The sequence below is a fragment of the Candidatus Gorgyraea atricola genome (assembly GCA_030765235.1).
GTDB lineage: Bacteria > Omnitrophota > Gorgyraeia > Gorgyraeales > Gorgyraeaceae > Gorgyraea > Gorgyraea atricola.
Genome location: JAVCCW010000018.1, coordinates 88,781 through 103,501, shown reverse-complemented (window position 1 = coordinate 103,501; position 14,721 = coordinate 88,781). Strand labels below are relative to the sequence as shown.

Annotated in this window: 15 protein-coding genes and 1 pseudogene; all 16 read left to right on the top strand. The window is 44.1% G+C overall.

Annotated features, from left to right (window positions below; genetic code table 11):
* Window positions 1-8: 8 nt before the first annotated feature.
* The 16 genes and pseudogenes from P9L93_03745 to P9L93_03670 all read left to right on the top strand — a co-directional run bounded on the left by P9L93_03745 (window position 9) and on the right by P9L93_03670 (window position 14,716).
* Entirely contained in the window at window positions 9-1,220 is a 1,212-nt protein-coding gene (locus P9L93_03745) for a tetratricopeptide repeat protein (protein MDP8230197.1), read from the top strand.
* Window positions 1,221-1,267: 47 nt separating this feature from the next.
* On the top strand, window positions 1,268-3,997 hold the full coding sequence (polA, locus tag P9L93_03740) for a DNA polymerase I (GenBank protein MDP8230196.1): 2,730 nt from the start codon (window positions 1,268-1,270) through the stop codon (window positions 3,995-3,997).
* On the top strand, window positions 3,991-4,533 hold the full coding sequence (gene coaE, locus P9L93_03735) for a dephospho-CoA kinase (protein MDP8230195.1): 543 nt from the start codon (window positions 3,991-3,993) through the stop codon (window positions 4,531-4,533). The genes polA and coaE overlap by 7 nt, the downstream gene beginning before the upstream one ends.
* Window position 4,534: 1 nt before the next feature.
* A complete protein-coding gene (gene rho, locus P9L93_03730) occupies window positions 4,535-5,800 on the top strand; it encodes a transcription termination factor Rho (protein ID MDP8230194.1) in 1,266 nt (421 codons plus the stop codon).
* A gap of 10 nt (window positions 5,801-5,810) precedes the next feature.
* A complete protein-coding gene (gene rpmE, locus P9L93_03725) occupies window positions 5,811-6,011 on the top strand; it encodes a 50S ribosomal protein L31 (protein MDP8230193.1) in 201 nt (66 codons plus the stop codon).
* 3 nt (window positions 6,012-6,014) lie between these two features.
* Entirely contained in the window at window positions 6,015-7,103 is a 1,089-nt protein-coding gene (gene prfA / locus P9L93_03720) for a peptide chain release factor 1 (protein MDP8230192.1), read from the top strand.
* A gap of 32 nt (window positions 7,104-7,135) precedes the next feature.
* On the top strand, window positions 7,136-7,798 hold the full coding sequence (prmC, locus tag P9L93_03715; protein ID MDP8230191.1) for a peptide chain release factor N(5)-glutamine methyltransferase: 663 nt from the start codon (window positions 7,136-7,138) through the stop codon (window positions 7,796-7,798).
* On the top strand, window positions 7,780-9,045 hold the full coding sequence (gene murA, locus P9L93_03710) for a UDP-N-acetylglucosamine 1-carboxyvinyltransferase (GenBank protein MDP8230190.1): 1,266 nt from the start codon (window positions 7,780-7,782) through the stop codon (window positions 9,043-9,045). The genes prmC and murA overlap by 19 nt, the downstream gene beginning before the upstream one ends.
* Complete coding sequence (rpsP, locus tag P9L93_03705) at window positions 9,045-9,287, top strand: 30S ribosomal protein S16 (GenBank protein ID MDP8230189.1); 243 nt, start codon at window positions 9,045-9,047, stop codon at window positions 9,285-9,287. Before murA ends, rpsP begins: the two co-directional genes overlap by 1 nt.
* A gap of 11 nt (window positions 9,288-9,298) precedes the next feature.
* A pseudogene (trmD, locus tag P9L93_03700) lies at window positions 9,299-9,979 on the top strand (tRNA (guanosine(37)-N1)-methyltransferase TrmD).
* A gap of 20 nt (window positions 9,980-9,999) precedes the next feature.
* Entirely contained in the window at window positions 10,000-10,389 is a 390-nt protein-coding gene (rplS, locus tag P9L93_03695) for a 50S ribosomal protein L19 (protein ID MDP8230188.1), read from the top strand.
* Window positions 10,343-11,017 carry a ribonuclease HII gene (locus P9L93_03690; GenBank protein ID MDP8230187.1) on the top strand — a complete coding sequence of 225 codons (675 nt, stop codon included), beginning with the start codon at window positions 10,343-10,345 and terminating at the stop codon, window positions 11,015-11,017. The genes rplS and P9L93_03690 overlap by 47 nt, the downstream gene beginning before the upstream one ends.
* Window positions 11,007-11,390, top strand: coding sequence for a YraN family protein (locus tag P9L93_03685; protein ID MDP8230186.1), 384 nt, complete (start codon window positions 11,007-11,009; stop codon window positions 11,388-11,390). The genes P9L93_03690 and P9L93_03685 overlap by 11 nt, the downstream gene beginning before the upstream one ends.
* Before the next feature lie 63 nt (window positions 11,391-11,453).
* Window positions 11,454-13,163 (top strand): formate--tetrahydrofolate ligase, encoded by a 1,710-nt coding sequence (locus P9L93_03680; protein ID MDP8230185.1) that lies wholly within the window; start codon window positions 11,454-11,456, stop codon window positions 13,161-13,163.
* A 148-nt stretch (window positions 13,164-13,311) separates the two neighbouring features.
* Window positions 13,312-13,893: a cyclodeaminase/cyclohydrolase family protein gene (locus P9L93_03675; GenBank protein MDP8230184.1), complete on the top strand. Its 582-nt coding sequence runs from the start codon at window positions 13,312-13,314 to the stop codon at window positions 13,891-13,893.
* Window positions 13,868-14,716 (top strand): bifunctional 5,10-methylenetetrahydrofolate dehydrogenase/5,10-methenyltetrahydrofolate cyclohydrolase, encoded by an 849-nt coding sequence (locus tag P9L93_03670; GenBank protein MDP8230183.1) that lies wholly within the window; start codon window positions 13,868-13,870, stop codon window positions 14,714-14,716. Before P9L93_03675 ends, P9L93_03670 begins: the two co-directional genes overlap by 26 nt.
* Window positions 14,717-14,721 lie beyond the last annotated feature (5 nt).

Below are 14,721 nucleotides of genomic sequence, written 5' to 3'. Positions count from 1 at the left end.
TGTGAAAAATGGAGATATTAATGCGAAGGTATTTTTCGCAAGTCCTTATAATATTATTTTATCTAACACTTATATCTTTAGTAAATACTAGTTATATATATGGTGCAGTACTTAAGGATGAGGCTGCATCTTATCGTGGAAAGGGATATGAGGCACAGGAAAGAGGCGATATAGACAGTGCTATTTCCTGGTATCAAAAGTCAATTGCCCTGGATGTAGATTACGCTGCCCCGCACAATGACCTGGGGATTTTGTTTGAGGCCAAGGGTTGGCTTGATAGGGCTGAGTCAGAATATCAGAAGGCCCTGATAATAGATCCTGGCTATGAAAAGGCCCACACGAATCTAGCGCTTCTATACGAGAGAAAAGGAGAACTTGAAAAGGCCGCGTATTACTGGATGAAGCGATATAAGCTTGGCAGGCCCAATGACGCATGGACAAATGAAGCAAGGCAAAGGCTAGAGAAATTAGGATTACTTGATGCAAAAAAGATACAAGAGATCGAAAGGACTTTTGAACAGCAAGCACCAGAAGAAGAAACAGGACAGCAAAAGAAAAAAGACTCGGACGAGTGGACAAGGATAGAGCGCAAATCAGAAGAGAAGACAGTAAAAAGCGATATAAAACCAAGGCCAAAGAAAAAAATAGTAAGAAAGCGAGCGAAGCGAAGTCCTGAGCTTGTCGAAGGACCCAGGCCAAAGAAAAGAATAGTAAAGAGAAAAAGGGTTAAGAAAAAGCAGGCGAAGAAGAAAAAGACCTCTAGCGATGAATGGACAAGGCTCGGAGGTGTTCCAAAGGAAGAGGCAAGGAGATCTGATATTGATGCAGAGCTAGAGGAGTCGTTGAGGCTGGCAGAAGAAAGACTGCGAGAGGAAAAGCAAAAGACACCCGCCGTTACTACGAGTAAAAAGACTGCTAAACGCTCAAGCAGTGTTAAAAAGGCCAGGCCAGCTTCTGGTGGTGCTAGCAGCTCTTACTCAAAGGCCCGAAATTATCTGGGTAAAGGAGAATACGCAAGGGCACTTGATGCACTAAGGCTGGCAAAAAAGGATAATCCCAGTGATCCAGCGCTTTTGGAGCTGGAACAGGAAGTAAAAAATAAAATGAAGGAGGAGAGGATAGGAGATCATTATAATGAAGGCATAATGCGCTATCAGAAGGACGATTTTCCTGGCGCAAGAAAAGAGTTCGAGGCAATACTTAATATTTTGCCGGAATAGCTTCACTAATTTTCGCACATAAATCCTTCCATTTCATACAGCAATCCATGAAAAAGAAGAAATTATTTTTGATTGATGGAAATTCTTATTGTTACAGGGCTTTTTATGCCATAAAAGAGCTCAGAAACTCGAAGGGCATGCCGACAAACGCGGTCTACGGATTTGTGTTGATGCTCAAAAAGTTGCTCGCTAGCGAAAAACCGGATTATCTCGCTATAGCCTTTGATCTAAAAGGCCCGACATTCAGGCATAAGAAATTCAAGGATTATAAGATAACGCGAAAACCCATGCCAGATGACCTTGTCTCGCAGATGGCGCTCATAAAAGAGGTAGTATCGGCGTATAATATTCCGATATTTGAAAAACAGGGCTTTGAGGCAGATGATATCCTTGCCACGATCGCCAAAAAGGTTTCAAAAAAAGACATAATGACCTACGTAATGACTGGCGATAAAGATATGTTGCAGTTCGTAAGCGAGAATATAAAGATATGTTCCACGCATAAGGAAGGCCTTATTTATGATAGAAAAAAGGTGGAAGAGAGGTTTTCCGGCCTGGGGCCTGAGAGTATCGTGGATCTTATGGCGCTTGCAGGGGACCAGACAGATAACATACCAGGCGTGCACGGCATAGGCGAAAAGACAGCCATTGATTTAATAAAGGAGTTTGGTGATATAGGCATGCTCTACAAGAATCTTGATAAGATAAAAAGCGATTCAAAAAGAAAGACTTTAAAGGACGGCGAAGAGAGCGCTCACATGTCAAAGGAGCTGGCTATCCTGGATAGCGCTGTGCCTATAGATATAGACGAAGAATCCATGCGCTTGAGTGAACCTGATACACAAAGACTTTTGGGTATCTTTAAAGACCTGGAATTCAAGGCCTTTGCAAAAGAGTTTTCGTCTCAAGATTCTCAGGTGCGGCAAGAGGCCAGCTACGAGACCATAACCAATAAGGCCAAATTTGATGAGCTTGTGAAAAAATTGAAGAAGCAGGATTCGTTTGTCTTAGACTTCGAAACTACAGGCGAGGATCCTTTGCAGGCAAGGCCACTTGGTGTTTCGTTTTGCTGGGAACCAGGCAAGGCATACTATGTGGCGTTAGCGAAGGGACAAGGGACCCCATACGAAAATCAAAGATTTCGTACGGGGCAGGCAAGGGACAAGGGACAAGGGGTTGGGATGGCGTATGCGTTTAGTGCTCTGAAACCAATCCTAGAGGACGAAAAGATAAAAAAGATCGGGCAAAATATCAAGTATGAAAAGCTTATCCTGGCAATGCAGGGTATAGAGCTTAAGGGGATCGAGTTCGATACGATGATCGCGTCGTATTTATTAAATCCTTCAAAGCTTAATCATAATCTCGATGACATTGCATTTGAATACCTTGACCACAAGATGATATCAATGACAGATCTTTTAGGCTCTGGCAAAAAAAAGATAAACATGGACGAGGTGCCCCTGGATAGCCTTTCTGAATATTCCTGCGAGGATAGCGATGTTACGTTGAGACTGAAACAGATCTTAGAAAAAGAGCTTTTCAAAAAGGAACTGTCCAGCCTTTTTAATGATATAGAGATGCCTTTGGTAGAAGTGCTGTCGCAGATAGAGAGAAATGGCGTAAAGATAGACACTGCCTTATTAAAGAAGGAATCAAAAGAGGTAGAGGCGATTTTAGCTGACACAGTAAAAAATATTTATAAAATGGCAGGGGGTGAATTTAATATAAATTCACCAAAGCAGCTGAGCAAGATCCTGTTTGAGCAGCTGGAACTGCCAGTGATAAAAAAGACAAAGACAGGCTTTTCAACGGATGTAGGTGTATTGGAGAGATTATCGAGCGTGCATCCATTACCAAAAGAACTTTTGCTGTATAGAGAACTGTCAAAGCTGAAATCAACATATATAGACGCGCTGCCCGAACTTATAAATAAAAAAACAGGGAGGCTTCACACGTCGTTTAATCAAACAGTTACAGCTACAGGCAGGCTTTCTTCCAGTAAGCCAAACCTGCAAAATATACCTATTAAGACAGAGCAGGGTAGAAGAATCAGAAAGGCGTTTATTGGAGAAAAAGATAGATATATCGTGGCAGCGGATTACTCGCAGATCGAACTGAGGATCCTGGCGCATTTATCAGGCGACGAGGAGCTGGTAGACGCATTTGAAAAAGACATAGATGTACACACGCATACCGCGTCCCTGATCTTTGACGTAGATGAAAAGGGCGTTACCCCTGAGATGCGTTCGAATGCCAAGACAGTAAACTTTGGTATTGTCTATGGTATTAGCGCGTTTGGTTTGTCTCGAGGCCTTTCTATTGATCCGGCAAGCGCACAACAGTTTATAGACGCATATTTCGAGAGATATCCGCGCGTAAAGACTTATATGGAGGATACGATCGAGAGCGCCAGGGATATAGGGTACGTAACAACGCTTTTTAACAGACGAAGATATATCCCTGAGATAAATACAGGCGGCGCCAGAGAACAGCAGCAGGCTGAGAGGATAGCGATCAATGCGCCTGTACAGGGCTCAGCAGCTGACCTTATAAAGATCGCAATGATAGATATTCACAAGGAAATAAAAAAGCAAAAACTCTCTTCTGTGATGACGCTCCAGGTGCATGATGAACTGGTGTTCGAGGCGCCGAAGAAAGAGCTTGAGACAATGAAGGAGCTTATCCGCACAAAGATGGAGGGAGCTGTAAAATTGCGCGTGCCTGTAAAGGTAACAGTGAAGTGCGGGAAGAATTGGCTGGAGATGGAAGAATGTTAATAGGAATCACGGGTAATTATGGCAGCGGCAAGAGTACTGTTGCAAAGATGTTTGCGAGGTGCGGCGCCTTTGTGATCGACGCTGACAGGGTTTGCCATTCCCTGATGGAGCGCCCTAAACAAGTGTACAAAAAGATCATTAAGCATTTCGGAGCAGGCATACTTGATGCGAGAAAGAATATCCACAGGCACAGGCTTGCAGAGATCGTGTTTAGTAATAGATCGAGATTGGATCTATTGAATAAATTAGTACATCCATCTGCGATAAAAGAAATAAATAAAATAATTCGAAGAAATAAAAAGAGAAAGATTGTTGTGGATGCCGCGCTTCTGATAGAGAGTGATTTTTATAAAAATATGGACAAAATAATCGTTGTCAAAGCCGACTCAAGGAAAAAGGACAGCTTACAGAGAATAAGGATGCAGGCGAGTTTAAAAAAAAAGCTGACGCTTGCAGACTTTACCATAGATAATAGCGGATCGAAGAAAAAAACACTATCCCAGGTCAGGAAGATCTGGAAACAATTAGGAGTGTGACATGAATGTAAAAGAGAAATTAGATATTGAAAAACTTAAATCCTTGAAAGTGTCAGAGCTGAACAAGGTGGCGGTAGATCTAAAGGTCAATGGTGTGAGTGGGCTGAGAAAGCAGGAGCTGATATTTAAGGTGCTTCAGGCGCAGACAGAAAAGGCAGGCCTCATATTTGGCGAGGGCGTGCTGGAGACGCTTCCTGATGGATTTGGATTTTTGCGCTCTGTCAATTACAATTATCTTCCAGGTCCGGATGATATATATGTCTCACCTTCGCAGATTAAAAAATTTAGCATGCGCACGGGCGATACTGTGAGCGGGCAGATAAGGCCGCCAAAGGAGGGTGAAAAATATTTTGCGCTCCTTAAGGTAGAGGCGATAAATTTTGAAGGGCCTGAGGCCTCAAAGGATAAGATATTATTCGATAACCTTACACCTCTTTATCCGAACGAGAGATTTAAATTGGAAACAAAAAAGGATGAGCTTTCAACACGGGTAATGGATCTATTGACACCCATAGGAAAAGGGCAGAGGGGTATGATAGTCGCCCCGCCTTACAGTGGAAAAACCATTATCATGCAGAAGGTGGCGAATAGCATAGCGATAAACTGTCCTGATGCCTCTATAATGGTACTTCTTATAGATGAGAGACCTGAAGAGGTTACGGATATGCAGCGCTCAGTAAAAGGCGAGGTAGTAAGTTCGACATTTGACGAGCCTGCTGAGAGGCACGTGCAGGTGGCAGAGATGGTGCTTGCGAAGGCAAGGCGGCTTGTCGAGCATAAGAAGGATGTCGTGATACTTCTCGATAGCATAACGCGTTTGGCAAGGGCGTATAACACAGTTGTGCCGCATTCTGGAAAGATACTTTCAGGCGGTGTGGATTCGAGCGCGCTTCATAAACCAAAGAGATTCTTCGGCGCTGCCAGGAACATAGAAGAGGGCGGGAGCCTTACGATAATAGCTACTGCCTTAGTTGACACAGGCAGTAGGATGGACGAGGTCATATTCGAGGAATTTAAAGGAACTGGAAACATGGAGCTGCAGATGGATAGAAACCTGTTCCAGAGAAGGGTCTACCCAGCGATCGACATCAAAAGATCAAACACAAGAAAAGAAGAGCTTTTGATGAGCGAGAAAGAACTGCAGAGGGTGTGGATATTAAGAAAGGTCCTGAATGAGCTAAACAGTATTGAGGCAATGGAGCTTCTTCTTGGCAAGCTCAGAAGGACAAAGTCGAACGAGGAATTTTTAGAGAGCATGAACCAATAAGGAGGAGAACATGAGGGAGAAGATACATCCGAATTACAAGGATACGACCATTATATGCGCGTGTGGTGAGGTTATTCATACACGCTCTACAAAGCAGAATATCCGCGTGGAGATATGTTCCAAATGTCACCCATTCTTCACGGGCAAGCAAAAATTCATTGATTCTGCCGGCAGGGTCGAGAAGTTCTTGAAGAAATACAAGAAGAAATAAATTATGTTTGAGAAATTTGATGCTCAGCTAAAACGCTATGAAGAGATCCATGGTTTTATGATGGATAGTGGGGTGGTTTCTGACAGGGAGAGATATCAGAAGCTTGCCAAGGAACTTGCGTCCCTGGAAGATACCGTAGCGAAATACAAAGAATACAAGAAGATCCTTGCTGAGATAAGCGACACAGAGAGGCTTTTGGAAAAAGAGTCGCATGCTGAGCTTATTGACATGGCAAAGAAGGAGATCAGCGAGCTGAAAAAGAAGAAGGGTGGATTGCAACTCAAGCTCGAAGAGATGATCCTGGATGAGGATGTAGATGCCGCTAAAGACGTCATTATGGAGATAAGGGCAGGCACAGGAGGCGCGGAGGCATCGTTATTCGCGGGAGATCTTTTCAGAATGTATTCCAAGCATGCTGTAAAGGCTGGCTGGAAGATAGAGGTGATGGATAGCCACATTGCAGAGGCTGGAGGCTTCAAGGAAGTAATATTTTCCATAAAAGGAAAGAATGTCTATAAAAAATTAAAGCATGAAAAGGGAGCGCACAGAGTGCAGCGCGTTCCTACCACTGAGTCTTCTGGCAGGATACATACCTCTGCCGTAACTGTGGCTGTCTTGCCTGAAGCAGAGGATGTGGATATGCAGATAAATCCGCAGGATTTGAAGATAGATACTTATCGTGCGGGTGGCGCAGGAGGTCAGCATGTGAATGTCACGGATTCTGCTGTAAGGATCACGCATATCCCGACCGGGACAGTGGTGCAATGTCAGAATGAGCGATCTCAACACAAAAACAAGGCCGCCGCAATGAAGGTGCTTAAAGCGAGGGTGCTTGATAATCTGCGGCGGGAACAGCAAAAAAAGACAGCAAGCGATAGAAAAAACCAGGTAGGCACAGGCGATCGCAGCGAAAAGATACGGACGTATAATTTTCCAGATAGGCGCGTGACTGACCACAGGATAGGATTTACGATTCACAAGCTGGACAGGGTAATGGAAGGTGAGATAGACGAGATCATAGACGCGCTTTTGCAGGCAGAGAGAAAATTAAAACTGGGACAGGGTGCCCAAGGCGAAACCTCCGCCACATAACATGACGGAGGTTTCGCCTTACTCGACATGACATGATTGAACCTATTCAATATACAGAAGGTCGTACTGATTTCATGGGACTGGACTTTGTCGTGAATAAAGACGTGTTTATTCCGAGGCCGGAGACGGAGATGCTTGTTTGGGAGGTGTTGGAAGGGACAAGGGGCAGGGGACAAGGGACAAGGGTGTTGGATCTCTGTACTGGGTCGGGGAATATTGCTGTTAGTTTGGCGCATGCGCTTCCTGATGCAGAAATCGTTGCTACGGATATTTCAGGGGCAAGTCTTGAGATTGCAAGAAAAAATGCTACGCGTCATAAGGTTGAGAAGAACATTACATTTTACGAAGGCGATCTTTTTAAAGGTTTACCGTTGGAAAAAAGAGAGAAATTTGATATAATAGTATGCAACCCGCCGTATGTAAAAAAGGCTGATTTTGAATGGCTGCAGGAAGAGGTGCGCTGCGAGCCAAGAAGAGCCCTGTATGGCGGAGAGGATGGCTTGGATTTTTACAGGCGCATAGAGAATGAGGCGCCAGTGTATTTAAGAGAGAAGGGCTCTATATTTTTAGAGATAGGTTTTGGGCAGAGGGATGCAATATTGGATATATTTGGGGCAAAAAGTATATATAGGATATATAGGGTAAAAAGGGACTTTAGTGACATAGATAGGATTGTATGGATAAGTTTATTGTAGAAGGCGGGGTAAGGTTAAAAGGCAGCGTTGAGTTAAGCGGCGCAAAGAACGCGGCGCTCCCTATTCTGGCAGCAACACTTTTAACAGACAGAAAATCAATAATAAAAAATGTGCCGCCACTGAGAGACGTCTATACTATGCTTCGGATAATGCGTTATCTGGGCGCAAAGGTGGCAATGGAAGACGATACTGTTATAGTGGAGCCAGCTGGTTATTCCAATTATACTGCGCCATATAAGCTGGTGAGTACAATGAGGGCTTCTATATGCGTGCTTGGCCCTGTATTGGCTAAGCTAAAGCATGCAGAAGTTTCAATGCCTGGCGGATGCGTCATAGGTCCAAGGCCTATTGATTTACATGTAAAAGGGTTGCGTTCAATAGGAGCTGATATCAAGATCGAACATGGTTATATAGTAGCAAATGCGAAAGAGCTTCGAGGGAGCAGGGTGTATCTTGGTGGAAATTTTGGTTCAAGTGTCCTGGCAACTGCAAATCTTATGATGGCTGCGACACTCGCAAAAGGTAAGACTGTGATTGAAAGCGCTGCATGCGAACCAGAGATAGATGATCTGGCAAGATTTCTTATTAAGATGGGCGCTAAGATAAAAGGAAACGGAACACCTGTCATAGAGATAGATGGTGTACGCTCGCTTCATGGCGCAGAGCACTCAGTGATTTACGACAGGATCGAGGCAGGCACCTTTATGATAGCGAGCGCTATTACAGGGGGAGACATATTTATAAAGCATGCCAGGATAGAGCATGTAGGGGCCTTGGTAGATAAATTAAAGAGTGTTGGGATAAAGGTTACGAGTGTCAAAGATGGTCTGCACGTTAAAAAGTCCCGCTCTTTAAAGCCAGTAGATGTTGCGACTCTGCCATACCCTGGCTTTCCAACTGATATGCAGGCGCAGATGATGGCGCTTATGACAGCGACAAAGGGCATCAGTGTCATCACTGAGAAGATATATCCTGAAAGGTTTATGCACGTGAGCGAGCTCGCAAGGATGGGCGCGCAGGTATTTCTCGAAGGGCCAAGCGCGATCGTGAAGGGAGCTACGCGGCTTAGCGGCGCGCCAGTAATGGCGTCAGATCTTCGCGCGTCCGCGGCATTGATACTCGCGGGCTTGGTTGCCAAAGGAAAGACAGAGATATCCAGGATCTATCATATAGACAGGGGATATCACAACATCGAAGAAAAGCTAGAAAAATTAGGAGCTAAAATAAAAAGAGAGAAGGAGGAATAATGGCAGTACGAATTAGACTCAAGAGGTTTGGTACAAAGAAAAAGCCGCATCAGAGAATCGTTGTGGCAGACAAAAAACGCGCAAGAGACGGCAAGACAATAGATGAGATAGGTTACTACGATCCATCAAAGAAGCCGCCAGCCATAAAGCTCGACAAAGAGAGAGCCAAATACTGGATAAGTAATGGCGCTACGCCATCTGAGATCGTGCGTGTCTTGCTTAAGAAGCAAGGTGTAATTTAAACGCGGAACTTATGCGCATAGATGTTGTCACTATATTTCCAAAGATGTTTGATGCTGTGCTGGGCGAGTCTATCATAAAGCGGGCGCAGAAAAAAGGCGTTGTCGAAATAGACATAGTAGACTTGAGAGAGTTTACTAGCGATAAGCATAGGAAAGTAGATGACAAGCCATTCGGCGGCGGACCTGGCATGGTCATGAACGCCGAGCCATTTTTTGAAGTAGTAAATTATATAAGACAAAAGACTAAAGACAAAAGACTAAAGACCAGAGTTGTTTTGTTGAGCCCAAAGGGCAAGACATTTAATCACAAGCTGGCAAAAAAATTATCTAAATATGAGCATATGGTCTTGCTATGCGGGCATTATGAAGGCATTGATGAGAGGGTGCAGGAACACCTTGTTGATGATGAGATTTCAATAGGAGATTATGTTTTGACCGGAGGGGAACTTCCAGCAATGGTAGTCATAGATGCTGTTACAAGGCTTTTACCTGGCGCGCTGGGAAACGAAGACTCTTCTGAGAACGAGTCCTTTTCAAAGGGAACATTGGAGTATCCGCAATACACAAGGCCTGCTGACTATAAAGGCATGAAGGTCCCTGATGCGCTTTTGTCAGGTGATCATGAAAAAATAAAGGAGTGGCGCAAAAAAGAGTCTTTAAAAGCAACGAAGAAAAAAAGACCGGATTTACTAAAGAAAAAGAAAGGGGATTTATGAACAAGATCAGTGAGATAGAAAAAGATTTTATGAAAAAGAATGTGCCTATGTTTAATGTGGGGGATACGCTGAAAGTATCCATCAAGATAAAAGAAGGTGATAAGACTCGACTTCAGGCCTATGAGGGCACGTGTATAGCAAAGAAGGGCTCTGGAGTCAGGGAGACCTTTTCAGTAAGGCGTATATCATATGGCGAAGGTGTAGAAAGGCTTTTTCAATTGCACTCGCCTGTGATCGACTCTATAAAGGTAGTAAAAAAAGGCAAGGTCAGACGCGCCAAACTGTATTATTTAAGGAAAAGAATTGGAAAGCACACGAAGATCGAAGAAGAGCGTGAGTTTGAGAAAAAAGCGGATGCTTCTCTGGGAGAAAAAGGCATTTCTTGATGGAGCGTCTTTAATAATAGGCATGGATGAGGCGGGCCGCGGCCCTCTGGCAGGGCCAGTAGTGGCAGGCGCGGTGAGTCTGAAGCGATCTCCTCTAAAGAGATTTAGCTTGCCTCAGTATAGAGAAAGAATCGACGATTCCAAGAAGATAGCTCAAGGACAGAGAGAAAAGAGTTTTTGCGAGATCTCAAAAAAGGCTGTATTTGGTATAGGTAAAAAGGATCATCAGTTCATTGATAAAAAGAATATACGCGTTGCGACTCTTTCAGCCATGAGAGAGGCTGTAAAAAATCTTCTCAAGGACTATTGCCGCGTAAATAATAAAAAAGAGTCTCAGATAAGAAAGAAGGTTTGTGTACTTGTCGATGGCAATATGGACCCAGGACTCCCGTATCGCACGGTGCGCATTATAAAGGGGGACTCGAAGAGCCTTTCAATAGCAGCAGCGTCGATTATTGCCAAGGTCACGCGGGATAGGATGATGGACTTTTTTGACAGGAGATTCCCTCGATATGGATTTTCGAGGCATAAGGGGTATGGCACAAAGGCGCATTTAGAGGCAATAAAGACGTATGGCCCGTGCCAGATCCACAGAAAAAGCTTCGCGCCTATGAAAAATGACTTTTGAGAGATTGTCGACAGGAAAACGCGGTGAAGACCTGGCGCTTTTATATTTAAAGAAGCAGGGTTATAAGATAATTGGAAAAAATTACAGGACAAAAATGGGTGAAATAGATATAATAGGTACTGATAAAGATGTAATTTCTTTTATCGAAGTCCGGTCTATAAATAGCGCGACATCGGTATCTCCAGAATATACCATTAACAAGAAAAAACAGGATCAAATCACGAAAACAGCTCTTTCCTATATAAAAAGTAATGGCCTTGAAGATAAGGACTGTAGATTTGACGTGGTGTGCGTTGAAGGCGTCAGAAACTCTTTGCCAAACATAAGACTCATAAAGGATGCCTTTGAATTAGCATTGCGCTACAGATATTGAGGCCTAACCTCGGCTTTTTTAAAAAAGCCGAGGTTAGACCTCGGCTTTGGAGAAGGAGAATACATGAAAAAGGTTCCGAGTGACCTCGATATAGCACAAGCCGCAAAGCTAAAACCTATTGTTAAAATTGCCCGTCACATAGGAATAAGAGAAGACGAGCTGGAATTATATGGTAAATACAAAGCAAAGATATCCCTTTCAATATTAGAGCGCCTCAAAAATAAACCCCAGGGAAAATATATAGATGTTACAGCTGTTACGCCTACTCCGCTGGGAGAAGGCAAGACAGTTACTACTATAGGTCTGAGCCTGGGCCTTGCAAAGCTCGGCAAGAAGGTTATCACTACATTGCGCCAGCCTTCTATGGGGCCTGTTTTTGGCATAAAGGGCGGTGCTGCTGGAGGCGGTTACTCGCAGGTCCTGCCCATGGAGGATATTAATCTACATTTTACAGGCGATATCCATGCTGTGGGCGCGGCGAATAATCTGCTGGCAGCATTTATCGATAATCATTTACTAAAAGGCAATTTGCTTAAAATTGATCCTGATAGTATTGTCACTCGCAGGGTAGTTGATATAAGCGATAGGGCCTTGCGCCAGATAAAAATCGGCCTTGGCGGACCTGAAAATGGTATACCCAGGGATACTGGATTTGACATAACAGTGGCGAGCGAGGTCATGGCTATCCTGGCGCTTGCAGAAAGCCTGACTGATTTAAGGAAGCGACTCTCCAGGATGGTGGTTGCATCTACAAAGGATGGTAACCCTGTCACAGCTGAGGATTTAAAATGCGCCGGCGCAATGACTGTGCTTTTAAAGGACGCGCTTAAGCCAAATCTTATTCAGACAACAGAGAATACGCCCTGCATCATGCACGCTGGTCCTTTTGCCAATATCGCGCATGGCAATAATTCTGTTCTGGCAGACATGATCGCATTGAGATTAGGGGATTACGTAGTAACAGAGAGTGGTTTTGGCGCGGATTGCGGCGCGGAAAAGTTTTTAGATATAAAATGTAGATCCAAGGCGCTTAAGCCTCCAGACGGCATCGTGCTTGTTTGTACTGTAAAGGCATTAAAGATGCATGGTGGAGGGTTCGAGGCAATACCTGGAAGGCCGCTGGACATGGAGATCGTGAAAAAAGAAAATGTCGAGGCTGTGAAAAAAGGCGCTGAGAATTTAGTGAAGCATATTGAGAACATGAAACTCTTTGGCGTACCTGTAGTTGTTGCCATAAATAGATTTTTGTATGATACAGAAAAAGAGATCGATGTAATTAAAGACATCGCCAAAAAGGCCGGCGCATTTGATGTTGCATTGAGCGAGGTTTGGGAAAAAGGCGGAGAAGGCGGCAGGGAATTAGCAAAGGCAGCCTTGAAGATGTGCGAGAAAAAGAGTGATTTCAAATTCCTGTATCCTCTGGAGATGCCCATAAAAGAGAAGATCGAGACAATTGCAAAAAAGATCTATGGCGCAAAGGATGTGGAGTACTCAGAAGAGGCGGAAAAGAAAATCGCGTCTTATACCAGGCAAGGCTATGATAAATTACCAATAAACATGGCAAAGACACATCTTTCGATCTCGCATGACCCTAAATTAAAAGGTAGGCCCAGCGGGTTTACTTTACCTGTACGAGATATCAGGATCTCAGCAGGCGCGGGATTTTTGTATCCTTTATGCGGAAAAATGCGCACTATGCCAGGCCTGCCATCAGTACCCGCGGGCACAAAGGTAGACATTGACAAGAACGGAAGGATAGTCGGATTGTTTTAGGAGATGTATAAATGAGTTGTGAGGGTGTGTTGTGAGTTGTGTGTCGAGTTGTGGGGGTGAGTTGTGAGGCGTTAACTCACTACCCACAACTCAAAACTCGACCCACAACCCATAACTCATCCTCACCCTCACAGCCAAAAGGAGTAACATGTATATCAATAAATCTCTAAAGAAGTATATCGACGATCTTGCGGCAAAACTTCCAGCGCCAGGCGGAGGAAGCGCGGCTGCCTTGTCAGGGGCGCTGGGCATTGCCTTATTGGAGATGGTGTGTAATTTTACCATTGGCAAGGAAAAATACAAGGCTGTGGAGCAGGATGTCCAGGCTCACCTCGACTCTTTAAAAAAGATCCGTGAGGAGTTTAGCGCGCTTATAGACGAAGATGTAGCAACATATACCTCTATATGCAGCGCCTATAAGTCAAAAGACAAAAAACTTATTGATAAGGCATTGAAAAATGGGTATGATATCTCTTTAAAAATGTGTAAGTTATCAAAAAATGCGATAGAGATAGCAAAAGATCTTTCTAAAAAAGGAAACCCTAATTTAATAACAGATGTAGGGTGCGGTACTGAATTATTAGATGCCGCGTTTAATAGCGGCATAATCAATGCCAGGATAAATCTCAAGGGCATAGAGGATAAGGATTTTGTTTCAAAAGAAAATAAGGCGTTGGACACATTAAAAAAAGAATGGAGCGGAGATGGCTGCGAAATTATTGGATGGTAAGGCACTGGCTGCAAGCATAAAAGAAAAAATAAAAGCTGAGGTGGCACAGCTCAAGGCAGCGCCAAGGCTCGTGAGCGTACAAGCAGGAGAAAATCCAGCTTCAGAGGTATATCTCAGATCCCAGCGCAAGAATGCAGAAAATCTCGGCATAGATTATCATATTGAAAAACTCGCCTCAGATGTCTCGCAGGCAGACCTTATAAAGACCATTGAGAAATTAAATAAAGATGCTGCGGTTAATGGCATAATTATTCAGATGCCGCTTCCTTCTCACATAGATGCCAAGTCAATATCCAAGCACATAGCGCCTTTAAAAGATGTAGAGGCAGTGCACCCGCAGAACATGGGCGAGATCGTGTTTGGCAACGCAAAGGTCTTGCCGTGCACAGCTGCAGCGTGTATGGAGATATTAAATTCGATCGAAGGATTGAAGCTTTACGGAAAAGAGGTTGTTGTAGTAGGGCATAGCGAGATAGTCGGAAAACCGCTGGCGCTCATGCTGCTAAATAAATTTGCGACTACTACTGTGTGTCATATTGCTACAGGCGAAAGAGGAAACTTACCCGAATTTGTAAAAAAGGCAGAGATTCTGATAGTTGCAGTGGGCAAAGCAGGGCTCATAAAGGGCGAGTGGATAAAAGAAGGCGCGATTGTTATTGATGTAGGCATAAATCGAGTAGAAGGCAAGTTGGTTGGAGACGTGGAATTTGATAAGGCGCAGGAAAGAGCCGCGTATATCACGCCTGTTCCAGGCGGCGTAGGCCCTTTAACCGTAGCCATACTTATGAAGAATCTGCTGGAAACGACTAAGTTGCAGAAGTAATGAGG

Coding starts and splice junctions, on each gene's coding strand:
- coaE (MDP8230195.1), top strand. CDS start 3,991: ATGTTAATAGGAATCACGGGTAATTATGGCAGCGGCAAGAGTACTGTT.
- prfA (MDP8230192.1), top strand. CDS start 6,015: ATGTTTGAGAAATTTGATGCTCAGCTAAAACGCTATGAAGAGATCCAT.
- rpmE (MDP8230193.1), top strand. CDS start 5,811: ATGAGGGAGAAGATACATCCGAATTACAAGGATACGACCATTATATGC.
- murA (MDP8230190.1), top strand. CDS start 7,780: ATGGATAAGTTTATTGTAGAAGGCGGGGTAAGGTTAAAAGGCAGCGTT.
- prmC (MDP8230191.1), top strand. CDS start 7,136: ATGATTGAACCTATTCAATATACAGAAGGTCGTACTGATTTCATGGGA.
- P9L93_03745 (MDP8230197.1), top strand. CDS start 9: ATGGAGATATTAATGCGAAGGTATTTTTCGCAAGTCCTTATAATATTA.
- P9L93_03685 (MDP8230186.1), top strand. CDS start 11,007: ATGACTTTTGAGAGATTGTCGACAGGAAAACGCGGTGAAGACCTGGCG.
- rpsP (MDP8230189.1), top strand. CDS start 9,045: ATGGCAGTACGAATTAGACTCAAGAGGTTTGGTACAAAGAAAAAGCCG.
- P9L93_03680 (MDP8230185.1), top strand. CDS start 11,454: ATGAAAAAGGTTCCGAGTGACCTCGATATAGCACAAGCCGCAAAGCTA.
- rho (MDP8230194.1), top strand. CDS start 4,535: ATGAATGTAAAAGAGAAATTAGATATTGAAAAACTTAAATCCTTGAAA.
- polA (MDP8230196.1), top strand. CDS start 1,268: ATGAAAAAGAAGAAATTATTTTTGATTGATGGAAATTCTTATTGTTAC.
- P9L93_03670 (MDP8230183.1), top strand. CDS start 13,868: ATGGCTGCGAAATTATTGGATGGTAAGGCACTGGCTGCAAGCATAAAA.
- P9L93_03675 (MDP8230184.1), top strand. CDS start 13,312: ATGTATATCAATAAATCTCTAAAGAAGTATATCGACGATCTTGCGGCA.
- rplS (MDP8230188.1), top strand. CDS start 10,000: ATGAACAAGATCAGTGAGATAGAAAAAGATTTTATGAAAAAGAATGTG.